Origin of the sequence: Paenibacillus glycanilyticus NBRC 16618 (genome assembly GCF_004000805.1) — a bacterium.
Taxonomy (GTDB): Bacteria; Bacillota; Bacilli; order Paenibacillales; family Paenibacillaceae; genus Pristimantibacillus; species Pristimantibacillus glycanilyticus.
Map to the genome: position 1 here is coordinate 36318 of NZ_BILY01000042.1, position 23614 is coordinate 59931.

Annotated in this window: 21 protein-coding genes and 1 other annotated feature; all 21 genes read right to left on the reverse strand. The window is 51.9% G+C overall.

What is annotated here, in order from left to right; all coding sequences use genetic code 11:
* Window positions 1–109: 109 nt before the first annotated feature.
* Window positions 110–3199, reverse strand: a complete 3090-nt coding sequence (ileS, locus tag PGL01S_RS25670) for an isoleucine--tRNA ligase (RefSeq protein ID WP_127497725.1) — start codon at window positions 3197–3199, stop codon at window positions 110–112.
* Between the two features lie 39 nt (window positions 3200–3238).
* Window positions 3239–3512: a binding site (T-box leader), on the reverse strand.
* A 65-nt stretch (window positions 3513–3577) separates the two neighbouring features.
* A complete protein-coding gene (locus tag PGL01S_RS25675) occupies window positions 3578–4126 on the reverse strand; it encodes a DivIVA domain-containing protein (RefSeq protein ID WP_127497727.1) in 549 nt (182 codons plus the stop codon).
* Window positions 4127–4225: 99 nt separating this feature from the next.
* Window positions 4226–4999 (reverse strand): YlmH family RNA-binding protein, encoded by a 774-nt coding sequence (locus tag PGL01S_RS25680; RefSeq protein ID WP_127497729.1) that lies wholly within the window; start codon window positions 4997–4999, stop codon window positions 4226–4228.
* Window positions 5000–5013: 14 nt separating this feature from the next.
* A complete protein-coding gene (locus PGL01S_RS25685; protein ID WP_015845446.1) occupies window positions 5014–5286 on the reverse strand; it encodes a YggT family protein in 273 nt (90 codons plus the stop codon).
* A 7-nt stretch (window positions 5287–5293) separates the two neighbouring features.
* Complete coding sequence (locus PGL01S_RS25690; protein ID WP_127497731.1) at window positions 5294–5758, reverse strand: cell division protein SepF; 465 nt, start codon at window positions 5756–5758, stop codon at window positions 5294–5296.
* Window positions 5759–5760: 2 nt separating this feature from the next.
* Window positions 5761–6489: a YggS family pyridoxal phosphate-dependent enzyme gene (locus PGL01S_RS25695; RefSeq protein WP_127497733.1), complete on the reverse strand. Its 729-nt coding sequence runs from the start codon at window positions 6487–6489 to the stop codon at window positions 5761–5763.
* A 4-nt stretch (window positions 6490–6493) separates the two neighbouring features.
* Window positions 6494–7348, reverse strand: coding sequence for a peptidoglycan editing factor PgeF (pgeF, locus tag PGL01S_RS25700; protein WP_127497735.1), 855 nt, complete (start codon window positions 7346–7348; stop codon window positions 6494–6496).
* A gap of 33 nt (window positions 7349–7381) precedes the next feature.
* Window positions 7382–7660: a PRC-barrel domain-containing protein gene (locus PGL01S_RS25705; protein WP_127497737.1), complete on the reverse strand. Its 279-nt coding sequence runs from the start codon at window positions 7658–7660 to the stop codon at window positions 7382–7384.
* A 184-nt stretch (window positions 7661–7844) separates the two neighbouring features.
* A complete protein-coding gene (sigG, locus tag PGL01S_RS25710) occupies window positions 7845–8627 on the reverse strand; it encodes an RNA polymerase sporulation sigma factor SigG (RefSeq protein ID WP_015845451.1) in 783 nt (260 codons plus the stop codon).
* A 105-nt stretch (window positions 8628–8732) separates the two neighbouring features.
* Entirely contained in the window at window positions 8733–9455 is a 723-nt protein-coding gene (gene sigE, locus PGL01S_RS25715; RefSeq protein ID WP_015845452.1) for an RNA polymerase sporulation sigma factor SigE, read from the reverse strand.
* Window positions 9456–9505: 50 nt separating this feature from the next.
* The gene (gene spoIIGA, locus PGL01S_RS25720; protein WP_127497739.1) at window positions 9506–10429 is read right to left on the reverse strand and encodes a sigma-E processing peptidase SpoIIGA; all 924 of its coding nucleotides are present in this window, start codon (window positions 10427–10429) and stop codon (window positions 9506–9508) included.
* A gap of 646 nt (window positions 10430–11075) precedes the next feature.
* The gene (gene ftsZ, locus PGL01S_RS25725) at window positions 11076–12212 is read right to left on the reverse strand and encodes a cell division protein FtsZ (RefSeq protein ID WP_127497741.1); all 1137 of its coding nucleotides are present in this window, start codon (window positions 12210–12212) and stop codon (window positions 11076–11078) included.
* Between the two features lie 17 nt (window positions 12213–12229).
* The gene (gene ftsA, locus PGL01S_RS25730) at window positions 12230–13477 is read right to left on the reverse strand and encodes a cell division protein FtsA (protein ID WP_127497743.1); all 1248 of its coding nucleotides are present in this window, start codon (window positions 13475–13477) and stop codon (window positions 12230–12232) included.
* A gap of 226 nt (window positions 13478–13703) precedes the next feature.
* Window positions 13704–14474 (reverse strand): cell division protein FtsQ/DivIB, encoded by a 771-nt coding sequence (locus tag PGL01S_RS25735; protein WP_127497745.1) that lies wholly within the window; start codon window positions 14472–14474, stop codon window positions 13704–13706.
* A gap of 90 nt (window positions 14475–14564) precedes the next feature.
* Window positions 14565–15833: a UDP-N-acetylglucosamine 1-carboxyvinyltransferase gene (murA, locus tag PGL01S_RS25740; RefSeq protein WP_127497747.1), complete on the reverse strand. Its 1269-nt coding sequence runs from the start codon at window positions 15831–15833 to the stop codon at window positions 14565–14567.
* Window positions 15834–15848: 15 nt separating this feature from the next.
* The gene (gene murB, locus PGL01S_RS25745; protein WP_127497749.1) at window positions 15849–16754 is read right to left on the reverse strand and encodes a UDP-N-acetylmuramate dehydrogenase; all 906 of its coding nucleotides are present in this window, start codon (window positions 16752–16754) and stop codon (window positions 15849–15851) included.
* Between the two features lie 259 nt (window positions 16755–17013).
* Window positions 17014–18111 carry a stage V sporulation protein E gene (gene spoVE, locus PGL01S_RS25750; protein ID WP_127497751.1) on the reverse strand — a complete coding sequence of 366 codons (1098 nt, stop codon included), beginning with the start codon at window positions 18109–18111 and terminating at the stop codon, window positions 17014–17016.
* Between the two features lie 46 nt (window positions 18112–18157).
* On the reverse strand, window positions 18158–19579 hold the full coding sequence (gene murD, locus PGL01S_RS25755) for a UDP-N-acetylmuramoyl-L-alanine--D-glutamate ligase (protein WP_127497753.1): 1422 nt from the start codon (window positions 19577–19579) through the stop codon (window positions 18158–18160).
* A 127-nt stretch (window positions 19580–19706) separates the two neighbouring features.
* Window positions 19707–20663 carry a phospho-N-acetylmuramoyl-pentapeptide-transferase gene (gene mraY / locus PGL01S_RS25760; protein WP_015845462.1) on the reverse strand — a complete coding sequence of 319 codons (957 nt, stop codon included), beginning with the start codon at window positions 20661–20663 and terminating at the stop codon, window positions 19707–19709.
* An 8-nt stretch (window positions 20664–20671) separates the two neighbouring features.
* A complete protein-coding gene (locus PGL01S_RS25765; protein WP_127497755.1) occupies window positions 20672–22084 on the reverse strand; it encodes a UDP-N-acetylmuramoyl-tripeptide--D-alanyl-D-alanine ligase in 1413 nt (470 codons plus the stop codon).
* Window positions 22081–23568, reverse strand: coding sequence for a UDP-N-acetylmuramoyl-L-alanyl-D-glutamate--2,6-diaminopimelate ligase (locus tag PGL01S_RS25770; protein WP_127497757.1), 1488 nt, complete (start codon window positions 23566–23568; stop codon window positions 22081–22083). Before PGL01S_RS25770 ends, PGL01S_RS25765 begins: the two co-directional genes overlap by 4 nt.
* Window positions 23569–23614: the final 46 nt, after the last annotated feature.

Genomic DNA, 23614 nt, shown 5'->3' on the forward strand with positions numbered 1-23614 from the left:
TTCATACATCCGCTTCCGGGAAGAAAAAAACGAGGCCTTGCCATGAAGGCTCTCGTTTTTTTGTGGCCATGCTCCTTATACTATATCCCGATCCCTGGCGTCTATATGCCTAAACGCGGACAAGAATACCGATTTCTTTCTCTCCGAGCTGCACGCGTTCCATACCGTCTGCTTTTTCGTAAGAAACGCTGTTCAGCAGGACATTCTCATTAAGCACGTTGCTGAACGTCTCCAGTGCGGCTTGCAGCCCGGCATCCACGTCGAGAACAAGATCGATGCGCTTCTCGATCGGCAGATCCAGCTTTTTGCGCGTATCCTGAACGGCACGGATCACTTCGCGAACCCAGCCTTCCTGCTCCAGCTCTGGCGTAATATCCGTGTTAAGGGCAACGGTTAGGCCGTTTGCGGAAGCCGACGCAAATCCGGATTTCGCTTGTTTCTCTACGAGCAGCTCTTCGGTGGTTACCGTAATCGCTTCGCCTTCCGCCGAAGTGAATACCAGGCTTCCGGAAGTAACGGCTTCGCGTGTCGCCTCAGGTGCCAGACCTTTCAAGTAACCCTGGATTGGCCCAACATGCTTGCCGTATTTTTTGCCCGCAACTTTGAGGTTGAGCTTGAGTGTGAAATCGACAAAACCGCTGTCGCTGTTTTGAACCACGATAGATTTCACGTTGATCTCGTCCTTGATGATATCCTCGTATTCCGTAACCGCAAAATCGCGGTCAAGCGATACGATCAGCTCGGACAATGGCTGACGCGTTTTGATGCCGGTCTCGTTGCGCACGTTGCGGGCAAGCTCCACGATTTGCTTCGCGCTGTCCATATCGCGCTCCAGCGTCTCGTCAATCGCCGATTCGTCCGCAACCGGGTAGTCTGCCAGGTGAACACTGGATTCGCCGCCCAGATTGCCGTATACGTCTTCCGCGAGCAGCGGAGCGTATGGAGCAATAACGCGGGAAAGCGTGAGCAGGACATGACGCAGCGTTTGGTAAGCCGCTACCTTGTCCTCCGTCAGACCGCTGCCCCAGAAACGGTCGCGCGAACGGCGGATGTACCAGTTGCTCAGCTCGTCGACAAAGACTTCGATTGCTTTTGCAGGGTTCAGGAAGTCGTTCACTTCAAGCCCTTTCACTACTGTCTTGATCAAGCTGTTCAAGCGGGATACGATCCAACGGTCAAGCTTGCTTACGGATGGCCGTTCTTCGTGTTCAGCCGGATTAAAGCCGTCGATGGAGGCATACAGCGCATAGAAGGCGTGAGTATTCACGATCGTATCGATTACTTTCGATTTCGCTTCGCCTACGATGCCGCGCGAGAAACGTTTGCTGTTCCATGGCGCGCTGTCCGCAAGAAGCGCCCAACGGAAGGCATCCGTGCCGTACTCGTTGATGATTTCCCAAGGGTCGATAACGTTGCCTTTGGATTTGGACATCTTTTGCCCGTTCTCATCCAGGATATGGCCTGTCGAGATTACGGCCTTGTACGGAGCTTTGCCGTTGTACAGCGTCGATACCGCCAGCAAGCTGAAGAACCAGCCGCGCGTCTGGTCGATGCCTTCGCAGATCATGTCCGCCGGATATTGCTCCGCGAACTCTTCCGCATTCTCGAAAGGATGATGCTGTTGCGCGAATGGCATCGAGCCGCTGTCGAACCATACGTCGATAACTTCCGATGTACGGGTCATGACTGCACCTTCCTGGAATGGCGACTTCAGCTTGATTTCGTCCACGTAAGGCTTGTGAAGCTCGATATCCTCCGGCACGAAATCTACGGCGCGCTCGCGGAGGTCGGCAATGCTGCTAGGCGCATATTCTTTGCCCGTTGCTTCGCAAACCCAAACGTTAAGCGGTGTTCCCCAGTAACGGTTACGGCTGATATTCCAGTCCACCAGATCCTCCAGGAACTTGCCGAAGCGGCCTTCGCGGATATGGCCAGGATACCAGTCTACCGTACTGTTGTTCGCGATCAGCTGATCTTTCACTTTTGTTGTTTCGATGAACCAGCTTTCCGTCGCGTAGTACAGAAGCGGCGATTTGCAACGCCAGCAGAACGGATAGCTATGCTCGTAACGCTCTTTGGAGAAGAGCAAGCCGCGTTCGCTGAGCATTTTGACAATGTCGACATCGCAGTCTTTTACGAAACGGCCGGCAAGATCGGTTACTTCGTCAATATAACGGCCCGCGTTATTCACAACGCTCAGCATGCTGATACCGTTCTGGCGGGAAACTTTATAGTCATCCTCACCGTGCGCAGGCGCGATATGAACGATACCCGTACCGCTTGTGTCGCTGACGAAATCGCCCGGGATTACAACGTGACCATGCTCGATAGGCACATAGCGGAACGGAGGCTCATAGGAAAGGCCTACCAGCTCGGAGCCCTTCAGCGTCGAAAGCGTCTCGTAACCTTCTTTAAGCACGCTCTCCGCCAGGTTCTGAGCAACGATGTACACTTCTCCGTCCTTGGAAGCGCGGATGTAATCCAGCTCCGGATTTACCGCCAATGCCACGTTAGCCGGCAGCGTCCAAGGCGTTGTCGTCCACGCGAGAATGGATTCGCCGCTCGCGAGCTTGAATTTAACCGTTGCGGATAGATCCTTCACGTCTTCGTAGCCTTGCGAAACCTCATGCGAGCTGAGCGTAGTCTGGCAGCTTGGGCAATACGGGCTTACGCGGTGACCGCGATAGAGCAGCCCTTTGCTGTGGATCGTCGAGAGGATATGCCACACGCTTTCGATGTACTCGTTCTTAAGCGTGATATACGGATTATCCAGATCCGTCCAATACGCGATAGCTTCCGTCAGCTCGCGCCATTGCTTCTCGTAGACAAATACGCTGTCTTTGCATTTCTTGATGAATTCTTCAACTCCGTACTTCTCGATCTCTTGTTTACCGGAGATGCCAAGCTGCTTCTCTACGCCAAGCTCCACCGGAAGACCATGCGTATCCCAGCCTGCTTTGCGGACTACGCGGTAACCGGACATGGTTTTGTAACGGCCGATAAAGTCCTTGATTACGCGGCCCAATACGTGACCGATATGCGGCGCGCCGTTCGCGGTCGGAGGACCTTCGTAAAATACATAGTTCGGCTTGCCGGCACGGTTCTCGATGGATTGTTTGAACGTATCGTTCTCTGCCCATTGCTTCAGTACGCGCAATTCGCGGGCTCTTGCTTTTTCTTTGACGTCTACACGTTGCATTGTCATTACCTCCTGAAAATAATAAAGCCCCGTCCCTGTAAAAGGGACGAGGCTGCGCTCGCGATACCACCCTAATTCCGCAAACAGCTGAAAAACAACCGGATGCGGCACCTTGGCGCGAATTGCGTAAATTCGCGGTCCCTGTAACGGGGGACAAGCCGTCAGTCCTTAATAGTGGATCCGGCAGGATCTCATGTTCAGCACTGCTTCTCGGAGATGATTTTCCGAATCGGTTCGAACGCCGCCTCTCAGCAATCGACGGCTCTCTGGTGAACGAACTTGGAATCGTACTCGTTCTCGTCAATGAAGTTCCAATCAACTATCATGCAATTAATTTATTTATAGCTTATCGCAAAGCGGTTGTCAAATGACAAATGCCTATCCGCGCTGAAATTGCTCCGCCGATAAATGAGTTACGGAAGACGAAGCATGCGAAGATTGAGAGGAATTGGAAAGTTGCGGAGCTGACGAATCCAGCGAATCCCAGCCGTCTTGGCTAAGCAGCTCAAGCTGTGCTTCAACCAAAGTACGGAAGCGTGCACGGTAGATCGATGCCTGCTTCTTAAGCTCTTCCACTTCAAGCGATACTTTGCGGGATTTGGCCAGCGACTCGTTAATAATGCGGTCGGCGTTCTTTTCCGACTCCTTGATAATGAGCTGGGCTTCCTTCTTCGCGTTGTTTCTTACTTCATCAGCCGCTTCTTGCGCAACGATAATCGTCTTGCTGAGCGTCTCTTCGATATTCGAGAAATGATTCAGTCTTTCTTGAAGACCAAGAATCTGATTCTGCAGCTCTTTGTTCTCACGAATAATGGATTCATAATCTTTGATAACCTGGTCAAGGAATTCGTTGACCTCATCCTCGTCATACCCGCGTAATCTTCGTCCAAATTCCTTGTTATGTATGTCCAATGGCGTCAACGGCATTGGCGCACCTCCTCAACGTATTTGCCGCAATCGCGGATGTACTCGGAAAAATCGTTGTGACTTTGGATTCGACAGTTGTTTCCAAAATCCTGCAACGGATTAAATAAATTTACCAACCTTGACGCGAATTCTTCCCTTTTTTGTCATGCCATCAATTTCCATAACCTTAAATCTGCCTAGGCCTTTAAAGGAGACGACATCCCCCATTTTCAGCTGTTCGGACGGATTCTCGGCTGTCTTCCAGTTCACTCTGCATCTGCCTGCGCGGATCGGATCTACGATCTTCGTCCGGCTGATCCGGTAGACGTCGCTAGCGATTCCATCCAGCCGCATCGACGCGACCGTGAAGGACATTTCTTGAAGGGCAGGTACAACGGGCTTAAGCTCAGAGATGGGAATTATTTCCGTAAGTACGCTCGCACGATGCACTTGTCTTAAGTGTACATTTAAGTAATCGGCAATTTCGTCCAAAACAATTATATGCGAATAGTCCTCATGAACATGAATATCTCCAATTCGATCGCGTTTGACGCCGAGCCCGAGCAAAGCGCCCAGGTAATCGCCGTGATCAAGCTCGCTTCCTCCGCCGGTTACGGCGAGAACGGACAAGCCAATGGGTTCATCGTCCAAGTAGCGGTATTCCGGGCCGATAATCGCTCTGCAGCGTTCAGCCTCGGGATACCCTCCGGCAAGTCTAAGCTGGACATCCGGATTCCTGTTCGCCAGCATTTGCAAGATCTGAGCCTGCCTCGGATCTAAAAAATCGGTCCGCTTCAGCTCATGCAGCTGCGCGGACCGTTCAACCCACTCCAACGCCCGGTCGACAAATGGTTTCTCATCCGGATGGAAATGTTCGTATACTGTTGGCTTCATAAGCTGTCCTTCCTCTAGAACATGTTCACAATGAAATCGACAACCGCGTAGAGGCCGTATGCGATAAAGCGCAATGCAAAAATGGCAATAATCGGGGAAATATCAAGCATACCGCCGATCGGTGGAATGAATCTGCGGAAAATTCCGAGATACGGTTCTACCAGCCGGCCCAGAAATACACCGATAAAGCTTTCACGCGCATTTGGCAGCCAGGACAGCAATACGTAGCCGATAATCATAAAGCTGTAAATGTTCTGGATGTTCATAATCAAAGAATAAACACTCAACTCAAGGTCACCTCATCTTATTGTAATCAATATCCTCTGCCAGCATTTCGGTAATGGCGCCTTGAATTTCTACAGAATCCGGTGTGCACAGGAAGATGTTTGGCCCAAGCTTCGAAATGTGGCCGTTAAGCGCATAGACTGTGCCGCTTAAAAAATCAACAATCCGCACAGCCAAATCCGTACGCACACGCTGCAGATTCACGATAACCGCCCGGCGCGAACGCAGATGGTCGGCAATATCCTGCGCTTCATCGTAAGAACGCGGTTCGCTTAAGACGACGCGTACGCTCTTTTGCGTATGAATGCTCACGATATTATTGTTATTGCCGCCTTTGGAGTTTCTACGTGCTTCGAACGGAGAAGTTTCAACTTCCGGTTCATCCGGTTGCTGCTGCGTTACTCTTTCGCGCTCGACTACTTCCTCTTCTTCCTGAAGACCAAGAAAGTTCATAAATCGGTTCATGACACTCATCGTTACCCCTCTTTTCCTACTAGTATCGTTCCTAAGCGGATCCAGGTTGCGCCTTCCTCTATCGCTACTTCGAAATCTCCTGACATGCCCATGGACAATTCCGTCATCGATTCCGGGAGGATTGCACGCTCGTTCATCTCATCTCTCAGCTTGCGCAAAGAGCGAAATATGGGCCTTGTCTCTTCTGCTTCCGTCTCATAAGGTGCCATTGTCATAAGGCCGATAATGCGCAGCGATGATAATTCCTTGAGCTCTGTTAGAAATGCCGGCAGCTGTTCCGGGTCAAGACCATGCTTGGATTGTTCGCCCGATACGTTAACCTGAACAAAACAAGGAACGGTAATGCCAAGCTGGGAAGCCCGTTTGTCGATCGCCTGCGCCAAGGACAGACGATCCAGCGAATGAATGTATGTAAATTTGCCTATGACGTCTTTCACTTTGTTCGTCTGCAGCGAACCGATGAAATGCCAGACAGCTTGTCCGCCGTCTTCATCCATTGCGCTGCCGCTTATGGCTTCCCATTTTTCTTTGGCATCCTGCCAGCGGTTCTCGCCAAGATGCCGGAGACCTAGTTGATGAGCAGCCTGCGCCGTTTCAAGCGATACGTATTTCGTTACCGCAATAATATTAACTTCTTCGCGGCTGCGGCCGCTTAGCTCGCAGGCTGCAACAACCCGGCGTTCCACTTCTTCGAGTCTTTCCTGCAATGCTTCTTTGATTGTAGTCGTCATTCGTTCACCTTTCCCGGATACCGATCCAGCTGGCCATACGGCCTGTTTTGCCGCCTTCCTTCCGGTGGGAGAAAAATTGATCCGTGCTGCATCCCGTGCACCACTCGGTTAATTCGATATGAATCGGCAAAATTCCTGCTTCAAGCATAATATGTCGGTTAATTTGTTTTAAGTTTACCATAGCTTTACCGTTTTCCACCAATGTCATCATCAGATCCGGGCTCGAATTCAGCTTCTTCGCAAGGCTATCTACTAGCGGCTGAAGCTTATCAATGACAAAACCGTCCACCTCGTAGCAGCAGTCGTTGATCGACGGACCGATGGCGCACAGCAGTTCTTCGGGCTTCGTTCCGTACTGCCGTCCCATTGCTTCGATCGTCTTGGCCGCGATTTGCTGAACCGTCCCTTTCCAGCCTGCATGAGCTAAGGCTACTGCTTGATGCTTCGGATCGTAGAAATAAAGCGGTACGCAATCGGCGTAAAAGGACGCCAGCAGCACGCCCGGGACATCCGTCATCAGTCCGTCCGTATCGGCTATTGCCGAATCGCGCGATAATCTGCCTTTCCCCCGCTCGGCTGCGGTCACCTGGAAAACGTCGCTGCCATGCACCTGCTCCCCGCAAGTCCACGCTTCAAAAGGCCAACCGACCGCTTCCGCGATAAGCTGACGGTTGCGCACAACGTCATTATCCGAGTCTCCCACGTGGAGGCCAACGTTCAGCGACGACCACGGCTGCTCGCTTACGCCGCCGTTCCTGCCGGTAAATCCGGCGGTCAACCGTTCATTTTGCTCCAGCCATGTTGACAATAAAAAAAGCGAAGGTCCCTTCGCCGTAAGTACAGATTTAAACGATTCCATACGGGCACTCACCTCTGTAAGCAGTTTAACCTGTTATGTGCGCGCGTGCAAATCCTCGTCCTCCAGCTTCTTGCTGGAATCGTCCAGCCGGACGAGCACAACGTCCGCCCCAATCTTCACGATATTGCGCCAAGGGATAACAACCTCCGTCCCTCCGTTGCCGAATACGCCCAGGAATCTTGTGAATTGGGGAATAACAATCGCATCGATGCGCCCTTGTCGGAGATCCAGCTCCAGATCGCTGATCTGTCCAAGCTTCTTGCCGTCCACGATATTAATGACATCCTTGGTCTGGAAATCGGATATCTTCATATGCTTATCACCACTTTTCTTAAATATAAGAACGTCGGTGCAGTCGTTTACGCTTGTCATTCATAGGGATAAACATCCTCACTTATCTATATGTGCAAAACGCCCAAAATGTCCTATTCCCGCAAAAAAACAAGTTAGGCTTGTCTTTTTTGCGCACATAAAAAACGGCGCCTTGCGGCGCCGCTCAAGTTTTTACATGCTTTTGCATTTGTTGGATGGCCGATTTCTCGAGCCTGGATACCTGTGCCTGTGAAATGCCGATTTCGTCGGCAACTTCCATTTGCGTCTTTCCTTCAAAGAAACGCATGGATAAAATCATTTTTTCGCGGTCATTCAGCTTATGCATCGCTTCGCGAAGCGCAATTTCCTCGATCCACGATACATCCTTGTTCTTGTCGTCGCTGATCTGGTCCATCACATAGATCGGGTCTCCGCCATCGTGATAGATCGGCTCAAACAAGGAGACGGGATCCTGGATCGCGTCAAGAGCGAATACGACATCTTCTTTCGGAACGTTCAGCGCTTCGGAAATTTCAAAAATCGTTGGTTCACGCGAATTTTGATTCGTCAGGCTGTCTCGAACCTGCAGCGCTTTATAGGCAATATCCCTTAGGCTCCGCGATACGCGGATCGGATTATTGTCACGCAAGTAACGGCGAATTTCACCGATAATCATCGGCACGGCATAGGTGGAAAACTTGACGTTTTGGCTAAGGTCGAAATTATCGATCGCCTTCATAAGTCCAATGCAGCCGACCTGGAATAAGTCGTCCACAAATTCTCCCCTGTTATTAAACCGTTGAATCACACTTAGAACCAGCCTTAAATTGCCGTTAACTAATTTCTCTCTGGCTGCCCATTCGTTCTGGGTTTGTAGTGCGGTAAACAACTCCCGCATTTCGGCATTGGTCAGGACAGGCAGTTTCGCGGTATCCACTCCACAGATCTCGACTTTATTTCGGGTCAACGTGATTACCTCCCAAGGAGAAACATTAATGTACATTATCTCCCTGGACCCCTATTTTATTCTTCCGAAAAAGGGGTATCTGTTGCCGCGAAAATGGGTATACCATTACACCATTTTGTTAAATTCCTTGCGAAGCCGTTTAATAATCCGCTTTTCCAGGCGCGAAATATAGGACTGTGAAATCCCGAGAAGGTCGGCTACGTCCTTCTGGGTTTTTTCCTCGCCGTCGGCAAGCCCGAAGCGCAGCTCCATAATAATCCGCTCCCGCTCTGAGAGCTTATCAAGCGCTTTATGAAGCAATTTGCGGTCAACCTGCTCCTCGATATTCCGGTAAATCGTATCGTTCTCCGTGCCAAGGACGTCGGACAGCAGCAGCTCGTTGCCATCCCAGTCGATATTAAGAGGCTCGTCAAAAGACACTTCTGTCCGCGTCTTGCTGTTGCGGCGCAAATACATCAGAATTTCATTCTCGATACAACGGGATGCGTAGGTGGCGAGCTTGATTTTTTTCTCCGGATCAAACGTATTTACGGCTTTGATGAGACCAATCGCCCCTATGGACACCAGGTCTTCGATATGAATGCCGGTGTTTTCGAACTTGCGCGCAATGTAAACAACAAGACGCAGGTTGCGCTCAATCAGCATCGCGCGGATCGCCGTATCGCCGGATGGAAGCTTATCGAGCAAGTATTCTTCTTCTTCGCGGGTAAGGGGCGGAGGTAGCGCCTCGCTGCCGCCGATATAATAGATTTCTTCGCTTTTTAATCCGAATAAAAACAAAACACGATAATAATATAACTGCAGGACTAATTTCCATTTGACGAGCATCCGGCCCATCCCTCCCCAAAATGATGTAAACGTTCGTCTTCTTAATCCAATCATTGGTTGCTCTGAACGAGTGACGGATGGATAATCGCTTGGTAAGTGCTGTCCGCCGAAAGCTTGCCGCCGTCAATGCCGACAAGTACCTTCCGAGAGACGAACACTTGCCCTTCCCGCTCAATCTGAACAAAATCCGGCTTTAGCGCCAGCATAAATTGCGATCCGCGATTGATTCCTCTGTAGGGTACAAGTCGCAGCCGATCCTGCCAGGCAAAAGATTCCTCTCCAAGGCCGGCAACAAGCCGATCCACCTGCGATTCACGAATGCTTTTCAGCCATGCTTCCGGCAGGTCATCTTGCCATACGTTTGCTTCAACAACCATAACGGGCGTCCGTGTCAGCGGATCGTACAGCTGGTTGCCCGTGTCGATCAATCCGGTGCACGTATGCTCCCGGTCGCCGATTTGAATCTTCACTTCGGCCAAATGGGTCCTCACCAGCTCCCTCTCGCGCCGCTGAACATAAACCGAGCGGTATATGTAAATGCCGATACTAAACGCAGCGAGCACATAAATAAATCCCATCTTCAGCTCGACCTGCATACCGCCATTTATAAAGGTGATCGTACGCCATACTTCGCCTGAACCCTGCATCAGCAAGTAATGAATACCGATTATCGCCCCGGCCGCAACAAAATTCACGGTGTAGAAAGCTGCGATGTTCCGGAAGAAGTTCTGGATGGAAAAGAAGCCGAACGCAACCCATAGCATGAGGAGAGAAATCAGTATTTTTACCGCTAACGTAAAAAGAATCGATAAGGGCGGAAACAACATAAGAACAACGTAGCAAGCACCAATGCTGGCTGCCGTCAGCACCCGCCAAGGACGTGCCCGGATATGACGCACCCAAGCGGTCGTCAGCAGAATGCTGCCGTCAACAAGCAGCTCCCGCACAAACATGACATCGACATAAACAGTCACAGCTTCACCTTCCAGCGGGTTCGAACGACAGAACGTTTGCCCTCCCCTCTGGAGAGAACGATTGAACCTAGTATATAAAAATCCTATTTCAAAGTCTGTCTAAACATGACGGCATGACATAGCTTTTTTTGTCGAGGCACCATTGCGAGTTTATAGGGCTAATGAATTGTGCAGTATCGGGAATATGATAATTTATATCCATATAATTCCTATGGCTGTTAAGCACACGCCGCGTCTTCAGGATCGATTTCTCTCCCGGGACGTAGCTTTTTTTATTTCCATTTGACGGGGAGCGTGACCGGATTTGTCGTATGAGGAGGTTTTTAATAGTTGATATGACGATTATCTTAAGAGACGCGGCGGCGAAAATAAAAGAAGAGACGGATGGCATGTCCTCGCGTTTCTCTTACGACGACGTGAAAGACAAGCTGCGTAAGAGGCGCATGGACATGTTAAGGCGGATGAGGAAAAATGCATGAGGCCATTTTGCTATGTATGCTAGCAAATCAAAAACTATCGAAGCACGTTAGAGGTAAACGGCGAATTCGTTGATACGTTCCTAACAAAAATGAGCTCTTGGCGTGGTAACGAAACCACCAAAAAAAACAAAAACGCCTGACCGGCAGGCCGGTCAGGCGTTAAAGAACTAGCGGTCGTTGCGACGGTTGCGCAGGAACGCAGGGATTTCGAGCTGGTCGCTCGAGGTCGATGCGCCAAACGGCTTCACCGGGGCAGCTTGCTGCTGCTGCGGAGACGACGCGGATTGCGTCGCCTGGCGCGCTTCCGGCTCGGCTTGCGGCTGCGCTACTCGGCGGGATGCCGTTGAAGGCCTGGTTTCGAAGCCGGTTGCAATAACCGTAACCTTGATTTCGTCTTTCAGGTCTTCGTCGATAATCGCACCAAAGATCATATTAACTTCCGGATCGGAAGCCGAGATAACGATCTCCGCTGCTTCGTTGACTTCATACAGGGACAGGTTGCTGCCGCCTGTGATGTTCATGATAACGCCGCGAGCGCCATCGATGGACGTCTCGAGCAGCGGGCTCATGATCGCTTTTTTCGCCGCTTCCGCAGCACGGTTCTCGCCTGTCGCGATACCGATACCCATCAGCGCCGAGCCGCGCTCCGTCATAATCGTCTTCACGTCCGCAAAGTCAAGGTTGATCAGACCAGGCACCTGGATCAAGTCCGAGATACCTTGCACCGCTTGGCGAAGCACGTTGTCCGCTTCGCGGAACGCTTCCAGCATTGGGGTCTTCTTGTCCACAATCTCAAGCAAACGGTCATTCGGGATAACGATCAGCGTATCTACTTTTTCCTTCAACGCTTCGATGCCAAGCTCCGCTTGCGCGGCACGTTTACGGCCTTCGAAGGTAAACGGACGCGTTACTACGCCGACTGTCAGCGCGCCGCATTCGCGGGCAATCTCGGCGATAACAGGAGCTGCGCCGGTACCCGTACCGCCGCCCATGCCGGCAGTAACGAATACCATGTCCGAGCCTTTCAATTGCTGCATTACAAGCTCTCTCGACTCTTCAGCCGCTTTCTTGCCCACTTCCGGATTTGCGCCGGCGCCAAGACCGCGAGTCAGCTTATCGCCGATTTGCAGCTTATGCTCGGACTTTGCCAGATGCAAAGCTTGCGCATCCGTATTAACGGTTATGAAATCGACGCCTTTAACGCCGTTTTCGATCATTCGGTTAACCGCGTTGCTGCCGCCGCCGCCAACACCAATAACTTTTATTTGAGCGAGTTGCTCCAGATCCAAATCGAATTCCAACATCTTTCATTTTCCCCCGATCAAATAAATTCGCTAAACATATTTTTCAACCGTTCGAACATACCGGGTTTGGATGAAGCGGTGGTACCCGACTTGCGGCTTGCCGTTTTCTTCCCTGTACTTGCTGCTGCTCCTCGTACTCCCATATATTTCGACACGTATTGGATCATTCCTACCCCGCTGCTGTATGCAGGGTCGCGCACACCGATATAATCCGGCGATGCGATACGAACAGATGACTCCAGCTCCGCTTGCGCAAGTGCCAGTGTACCCGGCATCGTAACAGAACCTCCAGTCAGTACGTATCCGTTCACTTTATCCCCGTAACCTAGCCTGCGTACTTCTTGACGCACAAGATGGAAAATCTCCTGCATGCGCGGCTCGATAATGCTGGCCAGATCAACCTGGGAAAACTCTTTTTCCATATTGCTTCCCATGCGAGTCACTTTAAACCTTACATCGTCTGCCGCATCGTTGACAAAAGCACAGCCGTACTTAAGCTTGATCTTCTCCGCTTGATCCGACTGCGTACGAAGTCCGTAAGCGATATCGTTCGTGACGTATTCGCCGCCGATTGGCAGCGTCGAGATGGCGGCAAGGCTGCCTTGCTCATAGATTGTAATGGTCGTAGAACCCGCGCCGATATCCGTCAGTACGGTTCCGATCGTTTTCTCGTCTTTTGTTAGCGACATGACGCCAGAAGCAAGCGACATCAGGATTACACCAGAAATCCGAAGTCCGGCCTTTTCTACGCAGCGCATCAAGTTATGTATAGCCGTTTTTGCACCTGTTACAATGGTCGCTTCAACCTCTAGCCGAACGCCGATCATACCACGAGGGTCGGATATTCCTTCCAAGCCGTCAACCAAAAATTGCTTCGGTACAAGATTAATAATTTCTCTTTCAGGAGGAAGCGCGACCACCTTGGCCGCTTGAATCACGCGTTCGATATCTTCCTCTCCTATTTCACGGTCCTCATTGGATACTGCAACAACGCCACGATTCGTCTGAAGTGCTATGTGATTCCCTTGAATCCCAACATAGACGTCTGATATTTGAATGCCAACCATTCTTTCCGCATGCTCGATAGCACTGCGAATCGACTGCACGGTTTGGTCAATATCTACAATAGCTCCCTTGCGAATACCCTCCGAGTCGGCAGATCCAACTCCAATAATATTAATGGCTCCGTTGTTCACTTCACCAATAATAGCACGAACTTTGGATGTACCGATGTCCAAACTGACGATGATGTCGTTACTGCTCAACCCGCGGCACCTCCCGTTTTAACTGATAAAATACACACAAGATAGGGTTCTAAACATTCGTCCTTCTACATATTCAACGCCTTTGATATATTCCCTCTTTTTTCAACAAAATTTTCATTTCCCTAATGTTACGCTGTGAGCTCTTATGTTATGAATCCTTATGAACGCTTGATAGTCCTATGAAAATACATTAAATCTGTGTATAAAATTCTACCATTCTTTCTACCTATTGAGTAGTCTCTTTTTGATCAGATTCCATATTTTCTGAAGCATTACTATTAAACGGAACATAAGTGTCCGCGAGCAGCATCGTAATCTTTCCCGGCTCCTGCGTTTCGATAACCGCATTTAGCGCTTCGATTTTCTCCGGCAGCAAGGAAACCGCCGTGACGACTTCAAACTTGGTCCTGGTGTAGATCTTAATCCGATCCGGATAAGCCTTAGAAGGATCGGGAATAATCTCCGACAAGTCTGAGAGCTGCTTTTCCGAGATTTTCCCCAGCTGCTTCGTCAATTCCGCCCTGTTCGGATCATCCGGCTTCCAACCGGAGAGAACGGGCTTGTCCATCAGAAATTCGTCGCTTAATGCCGAAACGTTGGTTCCGTTCGACATAATAGCGGTCATTTCGCCGCTTGCAGACAATTCAAACGCGACAACTGGAAATTCTTTCACCGTAATTTTGACATTGCCGGGGAAGGACTTGGAGACGCTCGCCTCCTCTATCGGCTTTAATGCTTTGACGATACGCTTCTCCGAACTGGATTCCGATACGCCGAAATAAGCGTCTCCCGCCGTAATGCCTGCTGCTGCTTGAATATCGCTTTTGGAAGTATATTGCGCGCCTTCTATTGTTATCGTCGTAATCTTGCTGATTGATGAGTTGAAAAATAATACAGATAAGAGAATAACAAACAATAAAAAAAGAACGGCCAGCAGTTTGCGGCTGCCCTTTCTTTTTCGCTCCGGCTCTTTTAATACAGGCACTAGCTCGCTCATAACTTGTCCCTTCCTTCTAAAAAAACATCCGGTCCTCCTTAGTGGCAGGGCCGGTCGTTTCTATCCAGCTGCGATTTGAGTCATCCCCGGTTAATTCTTCGGCACGGGAGAGTAACGCGAAATGCGCGCGCCGAGTCGGCTTAACATCGTTTCAATGCAATCATAACCGCGGTCGATATGATGGATTTGCTCGACAATCGTCTTGCCTTGCGCGGCTAAGCCGGCAATGACAAGCGCCGCGCCCGCTCTCAGGTCGGTTGCTTCCACCGTTGCACCGTACAGACGCGGTACGCCGCGAATAAACGCCGAGTTCAGATCCACGCGGATATCGGCGCCCATGCGGGATAATTCATCCACATGCTTCAGACGTCCCTCGAAGATCGTTTCCTTCAAAATGCTGACTCCGTCCGCAAGCGCAAGCAGCACCATCACCTGCGACTGAAGATCGGTCGGGAAGGCAGGATACGGAGCCGTCACGACTCTTTCCACTGCTCTCGGCCGCCCTGGGCAGCCCACCTTGATTATATCACCGTCAACCAAGATTTGAACACCTGCCCGGCGAAGCACGTGAATAAGCGAGGATAAATGCGCCGGATTCGTGTTTAACAAAGTGACCTGCCCACGGGTTGCGGCTGCGGCTACCATAATGGTGCCGGCAACAATTCGGTCCGGAATGACGGTATACGTGCAAGGCGTTAGCGACTGTACCCCTTCGATCGTAATCGTGTCCGTTCCGGCACCCATGATTTTCGCGCCCATTGCGTTCAGAAACTTCTGCAAATCCTGAATCTCCGGCTCCCGTGCCGCATTGCTGATCGTTGTCCGACCTTCGGCAAGCACGGCTGCCATCATAATGTTCTCCGTTGCCCCGACGCTTGGGAAGGCCAGATGGATATCCGCCCCGTGCAGTTTATCCGCACGGCAGATGATCCGGTTGCCGATCTCCTCAATTTCTGCGCCAAGAGCTTGAAGTCCTTCCAAATGTAGATCGATCTTTCTCTCGCCGATTGCGCAGCCGCCAGGCTGATACACCTGCGTTTCACCAAATCTAGCTAATAACGGCCCCATCAAAAAGATAGACGAGCGCATCTGTCCCATTAACGATTCCGGCACATGCGAGGTGTGTGCAGTTTCTGTGTTCAGAACGACTGTATCCCCCACATGCTCAGCGCGGCATCCTAGTTCGCGCAAAATGTTAAGCATTACGTCGATATCAAGCAGCCTAGGCACATGTTCAATGGTTGATGTGCCTTCCGCTAACATACAGGCTGCCAATATTGGCAAAGCGGCATTTTTCGCTCCTTGGATAACAATGGATCCTGAGAGAGGTTTCCCGCCTTCAATCACCAATTTGTCCAATGTATCACCTCCGAATTACCGCTCACCCACCACCAATACTTCCGGTACCAGCTGAACGCCGTAGCGGTCTGCTATCGTACCTTGAATGTGAGTCATGAGGGTGAGAACATCTTCAGCTGTCGCTTGCCCTCTGTTTACTATGAAATTGGCGTGAAGCTCCGAAACTTCCGCTCCCCCGAATCGAACGCCCTTTAAGCCTGCCTCCTGAATGAGTCTAGCGGCAAAATCACCCGGCGGATTGCGGAACACGCTGCCTGCGCATGCGAGCTGCAGCGGCTGCGTGCGTAACCGCCGTTCCTGATAAGCAGAGAGTGTTGCCGAAATTTCATTGCGGTCTCCTTCTGCAAGCTCGAACGTAGCTTCTACGACAACGCCCTTCAATTCATGAAGGATAGAGTGGCGGTAAGAGAATTGCATCGCCTCTCGGTCGAATCGTACCAATTCACCTGTCTCCAGTACAATCTCAGCTGATCTAAAAATACGTGACACATCGGAACCATGCGCGCCTGCGTTCATATAGACAGCTCCGCCTACCGTACCCGGAATTCCCCCCGCGAATTCCAGCCCGGTAAGTCCTTCCCTGCCTGACATTCTTGATAATTTTACGAACGAGAACGATGCGCCCGCATGAACGAGCGTTCCTTCAAAGCGCACATAATCCAGCCCGTCGCGCGTCTTGATCACAACGCCGCGAATTCCTTTATCGCTCACCAGCATATTGGAGCCGCGGCCGAGATTCGTCCACGGTACGCCATGCTTATGAAGCAGGCGGATGGCCGACACGAGCTGATCTTTGCCGTGTGGGATAACCAGAACGTCAGCGGGTCCGCCGATTTTCCAAGTGGTATGTTTTGCAAGCGGCTCATTGTACAGGATCTGACCGAGACCTGCTTGTTCCAATTCCGCAATAAATGTTTCCATGTTGTCGAACCTCCTTATAGCTTCTAGTTGAGAGAATCAGGGCTCCGCTTGCGGCTGACGGCAGCTGGAGCTGCCCGCCGCAGCGTGTGACTAACGGCCCGAGCAGGGCGACGGTCACGATTTATAGAGTATCTTATGCCCTCTCCATCTCGAATGTGACAATCGCCCATGCTCACCCGTAAACACAAAAATGGACGTCAGGAGGCCGCCTCGAAAGGCGGCGCCATGCCGGCCATTTACGCCAATATGTTTTCCCTCGTTATCTGGAATACCGGGATATATTGAGCAAAATGCCAAGAGCGGTAAGCAGCAGTGTCAGTGATGAACCGCCGTAACTGATCAGCGGCAGCGTTATCCCGGTTACCGGCATTGCGCCGATAACGACACCGATATTGATTAATACCTGAACGCCTATGATCCCGGTAATCCCTACCGCAAGCAGACTGCCGAATGTGTCTGGAGCCGATATCGCAGTCCGGACTCCCCTCCAGACTAAGACCATAAACAGAAGAATAAGCGCGGATCCGCCTATAAAGCCAAGTTCCTCGGAAATAATGGAAAATATAAAATCCGTTTGCGGCTCAGGCAAGTAGCTGAACTTCTGACGGCTCATGCCTAGCCCAAGCCCTACCAGGCCGCCCGGTCCTATTGCGTATAGGGATTGAATAATTTGATAGCCTGTACCCAGCGGGTCCGCCCAAGGATCAAGGAAGCCCGTAATCCGCTTCATCCTATAAGGTTCGGCAATAACCAGCGCTATAAGTCCAAGCAGCCCGCTTGAACCAAGCAACGCCAGATGGCTGATCCTCGCGCCCGCCGCGAAAATAAGAATCAACGCGGCACCAACCATAACCGCGCCGGACCCCAGATCCGGCTGCAGCATAATAAGGCCGAAGGCTAGTCCAACCAAGCCAAGAGGCGGCAGCAAGCCTTTCGTGAAATGAGTAATGGTCTGCTGCTTGTCCGACAGCCATTTGGCCAGAAACAGAATCATCGCAAGCTTCATAAACTCCGAAGGCTGTATGCCAAAAGAGCTGATGCCAAGCCAGCTTCGGGCACCGCCGCGGACAACGCCGATTCCGGGAATAAGCACGATAATCAGCAGGACGAAGCAAATCAGCAGCGCCGCCTTCGCCCAGTTTTTCCATATGAGATAATTCGCGTTCATCGTAAATATTAACGCACCAACGCCAAGGACGGCAAATATAAGCTGGCGCTTCACGTAATAGAATTTATCGCCGAATTCATGGAAAGCGAGCACCGCGCTCGCGCTGTATACCATTACTAATCCAATCGTCAGGATAAGCGCAATCGATACGATCATCCAAACGTCCGGGGCGGACCTGGCTTTGGCCATAGCAAACACACCTCTTGTTTAGCGTAAGTAGGGACAAGCCCCCTACTTACAAGGTATGCGCCGATTCTTTAAAAATGCGTCCTCGTTCCTCAAAGGATGCAAACATATCCCAACTCGCGCAGGCCGGCGACAACAAAACGATATCTCCAGGCTCCGCTAGTCCGGCAGCCTCCCGTACGGCCCTGCGCAAAGTAGACTCGGCGTCCTCCTCAGGTTCGACCAATCGCACATTCGTTAAACCTGCAAGCTCCGCCACCTTCGCCAGCTTCTCTCTTGTTTGACCCAACGTTACCAGCCCCTTCAGCCGGTCACGGAATACCGGAAGAAGCTCCATGTAATCGGAGCCGCGGTCAAGTCCGCCTGCGATAAGAATGATAGGCGCGCTCAAAGAGCCGACTGACATCGTGGTCGCCATGGGATTTGTAGCCTTGGAATCATTATAATAATGGACGCCGTTGATTTCTCCCGCGTACTCGAGCCGGTGCTCAACGCCTCTAAAGCCTTGCAGAGCCGGCAGCATTGCTTCGGGAGCGACCCCCGCTGCAAGGCAGGCAGCAATCGCCGCAAGCGCGTTTCCGGCGTTATGGCGGCCCGGTAGCCCAAGCGCGGATACCGGCAGAATAGCCTGCTCCGTCCCGTCTTCTTTACGCCATACGATTATATGCTCCTTATCCGAATCTTTGCCGCGTTCAAACGGCGGTTCAATGCAGATCCCTTGGTCAAGCCGCACATACAGCGAGAACGGCAGCAGCTTTGCGGCCAGATGGTCAGCAATCGCTCTGCAGGTCGCATCGTCCCAGTTCAGAACGGCAACATCGTCCGCCGTCTGATTATCGAACAGCTTCGCCTTCGATGCGACGTAATCTTCCATCCCGCCATGATAATCCAGATGAGTCTCGGCAATGTTGAGCAAGAGAGCAATGCGCGGACGGAATGCCGATGTCCCTTTCAACTGGAAGCTGCTGAGCTCTGCCACGATCCAGTTGTCTTTCGTTGCTTCGGCTGCCGCTTCGCAGAGCGGTATGCCGATATTGCCCGCCACGATGGGATTAAAGCCCGCGCCGCCAAGCAGCTCGCCGATCCAGGTCGTTGTTGTGGTTTTGCCGTTCGAACCGGTAATTCCGATAATCGGAGCCTCCGACAGCCAATAAGCGACCTCGACCTCCGTCACAATTTCCACGCCATGAGCTTCTGCCTGTTGGACAGGACTTGCCGTATACGGGATTCCCGGATTTTTCACCAGCAGCGCCGTTTCGCTTGTCACAAGATCGTCCGGATGATAACCGCATAGCACAGAAATGCCCAAAGCAGTTAATTCATCCGCTTCGGGGCATAGTTCGCGTTCTTTTTTGTCGTTCACAATCACTTCCGCTCCAAGAGCATGGAATACTTTTGCTACGCTCACGCCGCTTCTGGCAAGACCTAGTACAACGACGCGGCGATCCCGATAAGTCGCCGGATGGTTCATAAGTACAACTCCTTTGTATAAGAAGCGGAGCTAGCCGCTTAGTAGTCTTCGTTATGTATAGTCAGGCACTCTCGCCAGGCTTCCTGGAAAGCCGGCAAGAGATCAGCCAAACCATTATCATTATACCTTATAGGGCAAGAAGAAGTCCGATTACCGCCAGCAGCAATCCAACCGACCAGAAGGTCGTAACGACTCGCCATTCGGACCAGCCGCTTAATTCGAAGTGATGGTGAATCGGGCTCATCTTGAAAATCCGCTTGCCGCGGAGCTTAAACGATCCAACCTGCAGAATGACCGAAAGCATTTCCAGCACGAATACGCCGCCTACGATAACGAGCATAAGCTCCATCTTGGTCAGAATCGCGACGGCCGCAATGCCGCCCCCAATACCAAGCGAGCCCGTGTCTCCCATAAATACCTTTGCCGGATGGGCGTTAAAGATCAGGAAGCCAAGCACCGCCCCAACCATTGCCGCGGAAAAAATAGCCGATTCATGCTCGGATACTTGAAGCGCGAGAATGGTAAAGGCGCCAAAGGCAATGGCGCTCGTCCCCGACAAAAGGCCGTCCAGGCCGTCCGTGAAGTTTACCGCGTTGCTCGATCCGAACAGGATAATCACGACAAACGGATAATAGAACCAGCCAAGGTCAAAGCCCCAGGAAGTACCCGGTACCGTGATCATCGTGCTGTGATTCATATTGTACAGCTCCGCGCATACGATGATGGAGAACAACAGCTGGCCGAACAGCTTCTGGCGCGCCGTCAATCCAAGCGAGCGTTTAAATACGATTTTAATATAATCATCAAGAAATCCAACAAGTCCAAAACCTAGTGAAGCCGTAAAAAGCACCCAGAAATCAGGGGTCTTATCCGAAAATTTCAAAAAGGCGATTAGCAGCGCAAGCATAATGATAATGCCGCCCATTGTTGGGGTGCCGCTTTTCTTCAAGTGGCTTTGCGGACCGTCGGTCCGGATTTGCTGTCCAAACTTCATGCGCCGGAGAAGCGGAATGAACAATGGTCCAAGCAGAACCGCTATTAAGAATGATGCACCTAATGAAAATAAGATGACCATCGTGTCCATTATCTATCTCACCTCGCTTCCAAAGTTTGGACAATCTGTTCCATGCGCACGCCGCGCGAGCCTTTGACCAGGACGAGATCCTGAGGCTGTACTTGCTCTCTCAACCATTCTCCAAGCTTCCCTTTATCATCAAAATGTACAATCGCCGTTCCTTTAGCTTCCGCCGGGAACTGCGACAAAGCCCCTGCCGACGTATGCTCCGACAATGGTCCGAACGTAACGACGGCATCTGCCTTGTCCGGCGTAATATAAGCTCCGGTCTCGAAATGGAGAGACTCTTCCTCCGGACCAAGCTCCCGCATATCGCCAAGAACGATCCATTTGCGCCGGAATCCGGTCAATTGCCCGACCAGGTCAATCGCTGCGCGCACGGCGGTCGGATTGGCGTTATAAGCGTCATTAAGAATCATAGCGCCGTTATGCGCCTTCACAGGCTGAATTCTCATGCCCGTCAGCTCAAGGCCAATCAGGCCACCCCGGATATTTTCCTCCGAAATGCCGAACCGGCGTCCAATCGCGATGGCCGCAAGCGCGTTGCTGACGTTATGCTGGCCGGGAACCGGTATGGTGTACGGCGCGGATGCGGTATCCTGCCCTTTGCGCTTAACGGCAAAAGTCGAGGACACGGCCCCAACCCCGATATCGGCCGCCGACCAGTCGTTCGCTTCTCCAAGGCCAAAGGTCTGAAGCTGCGTGCCTTCCGGCAGGCTCATTGTCGCAAGCTCCGCCGCCAGCAGCGGCTCATCGCCGTTATAAAGAAGAATGCCGCCGGAATGAAGCCCCAGCGCAATCTCCAGCTTTGCCTTCGCGATCCCTTCGCGGGAGCCAAGCTGAAGCAGATGGGCATCTCCGATATTCGTAATAACCGCTACATCGGGACGGGCAATATTCGTAAGCAGCTCGATCTCGCCAAAGCCGCTCATGCCCATCTCAAGGACTGCCGCATCCGTTTCCTCGTCAAGCTGGAGAACGGTTAATGGCAGGCCGATATGATTATTCAGATTGCCTGCCGTCTTGTGAACTTTATAAGATGTTCCAAGAACGGCCGCAACCATGTCTTTGGTTGTTGTTTTGCCGTTGCTGCCCGTAATGCCGATAACGCGGACGTACAGCTCTTCCCGATAGGAAGTTGCCAGCTGCTGGAGCGCCTTCAGCGTATCCCTCACAAATAATAGAGGTGCGCCTTCCAGCTCCTGCGGCACTTCGCGCTTCGTCTCCCACAACGCGGCCGCGGCTCCCTGCTGAAGCGCTTGAGCGACATAGTTGTGACCGTCAAAATTTTCTCCGACAAGCGGAACGAACAGCTGACCCGGCTGAATGCTGCGCGTGTCCGTGCTGACGCCGGCAATCCGGACGGGTTCGCCTTTATAGGCTCTTGCGCCGCACATGTCGGCGACTTGCTCCAATGTACGATTGATCAATGTAATAATCCCCTTATCGCTTCTTTTGCCACCAAACGGTCGTCAAAAGGATGCGTAACGCTTCCTATAATTTGATACGTTTCATGACCTTTCCCCGCAATCAATACTACATCTCCCGGGCTTGCCATTTCAACCGCTTTTTCAATCGCGGCGCGGCGGTCAACCTCCAGTTCGTAACGGTCGGAGGTTACTCCGTCCTTCAGGAGACCGGCTTCAATATCCTTTAGAATAAGGTCCGGATCTTCCGTTCTCGGGTTATCGGAGGTGACGAGCACGTAATCCGCATAGCGGGCGGCAATCGAGCCCATAATCGGGCGTTTCGTCTTGTCGCGGTCGCCGCCGCAGCCGAATACGCAAATAATCTGCGGAGGAGCCAGCTCCTTCACCGCGCGAAGCACATTCTCCAGTCCGTCTGGGGTATGCGCGTAGTCCACGACAACGGCGAACTCCTGTCCTGCCTGCACGGATTCTACACGGCCCGGCACGCCGGGAACCGCTTCGAGACTAGCCTTGATCCGTTCAAGCGCAACGCCTTCAATCAGAGCGGCCGAAATAGCCGCAAGCGCATTATAGACGTTAAACTTGCCGACCATCTGCAGCGCGATATCCGTCTCGCCGCGGAATGTGCTTACCCGAAACGTAGTGCCACGCGCGGAAATCCGGATATCCGAAGCCCGAACATCAGCATGGTTGTCGATGCCGTAGGTGATGACTTCGGCTGCCGTCAGCTTGGCGAACTGCTCGGATACGGGATCATCCACATTAAGAACCGCATAAGCGCGATCCCCGGCGTTTGCCGCGTACTCATTGCCAAGGCGCGAGAAGAACAGACCTTTTGCCGCCGCATACTTTTCCATCGTTCCGTGATAGTCCAGATGATCCTGGGTCAGATTCGTAAAGACCGCCGTACGGAACCGGCAGCCCTTCACGCGCCCCTGCTCCAGAGCATGCGAGGACACTTCTATCGCGCAATAGGCCGTTCCTTCCTTGCGCATGTCGGATAAATATTGCTGCAGCTGAAGCGCTTCCGGCGTAGTGCCCGACATCGGAAACGATTTTCCCGCGTACCGCATCTCTACCGTGCCGATTACGCCGGAGCTTCTGTCGTTATCATTTAAAATCTGTTCGATCAAATAAGTTGTAGTCGTCTTGCCATTCGTCCCCGTTACCCCAATCAGATGAAGAGCCTTGCTGGGGTGACCATAGAAATGATCGGCCAATACGGCCATAGCCAGCCGGCTGTCCTTCACGATCAGCTGAGGAGCATCCAGCTCCAGCTCACGTTCGACGACGAATGCGACTGCGCCTTTGGCCGCCGCTTGAGGCGCGTAAGCATGACCGTCAACCGTATGACCCGGCAGACAGATGAATAACTGCCCCGGCCCTACTTTGCGGGAATCCGTCTCGATCCCCGCTATTTCCGTATCGCCTGCTCCTGATAGCCTCGCCGTAATAAGCAGTTCTGCCAATTCGCTTAATCGCATGTTGTTTTCCTCCCGTATGCTGGTCGTTATCTCTCATTATAGTCAA

Coding starts and splice junctions, on each gene's coding strand:
- ileS (WP_127497725.1), bottom strand. CDS start 3,199: ATGCAACGTGTAGACGTCAAAGAAAAAGCAAGAGCCCGCGAATTGCGC.
- PGL01S_RS25675 (WP_127497727.1), bottom strand. CDS start 4,126: ATGCCGTTGACGCCATTGGACATACATAACAAGGAATTTGGACGAAGA.
- PGL01S_RS25680 (WP_127497729.1), bottom strand. CDS start 4,999: ATGAAGCCAACAGTATACGAACATTTCCATCCGGATGAGAAACCATTT.
- PGL01S_RS25690 (WP_127497731.1), bottom strand. CDS start 5,758: ATGAGTGTCATGAACCGATTTATGAACTTTCTTGGTCTTCAGGAAGAA.
- PGL01S_RS25695 (WP_127497733.1), bottom strand. CDS start 6,489: ATGACGACTACAATCAAAGAAGCATTGCAGGAAAGACTCGAAGAAGTG.
- pgeF (WP_127497735.1), bottom strand. CDS start 7,348: ATGGAATCGTTTAAATCTGTACTTACGGCGAAGGGACCTTCGCTTTTT.
- PGL01S_RS25705 (WP_127497737.1), bottom strand. CDS start 7,660: ATGAAGATATCCGATTTCCAGACCAAGGATGTCATTAATATCGTGGAC.
- sigE (WP_015845452.1), bottom strand. CDS start 9,455: ATGCTCGTCAAATGGAAATTAGTCCTGCAGTTATATTATTATCGTGTT.
- ftsZ (WP_127497741.1), bottom strand. CDS start 12,212: ATGTTGGAATTCGATTTGGATCTGGAGCAACTCGCTCAAATAAAAGTT.
- PGL01S_RS25735 (WP_127497745.1), bottom strand. CDS start 14,474: ATGAGCGAGCTAGTGCCTGTATTAAAAGAGCCGGAGCGAAAAAGAAAG.
- murB (WP_127497749.1), bottom strand. CDS start 16,754: ATGGAAACATTTATTGCGGAATTGGAACAAGCAGGTCTCGGTCAGATC.
- spoVE (WP_127497751.1), bottom strand. CDS start 18,111: ATGGCCAAAGCCAGGTCCGCCCCGGACGTTTGGATGATCGTATCGATT.
- murD (WP_127497753.1), bottom strand. CDS start 19,579: ATGAACCATCCGGCGACTTATCGGGATCGCCGCGTCGTTGTACTAGGT.
- mraY (WP_015845462.1), bottom strand. CDS start 20,663: ATGGACACGATGGTCATCTTATTTTCATTAGGTGCATCATTCTTAATA.
- PGL01S_RS25770 (WP_127497757.1), bottom strand. CDS start 23,568: ATGCGATTAAGCGAATTGGCAGAACTGCTTATTACGGCGAGGCTATCA.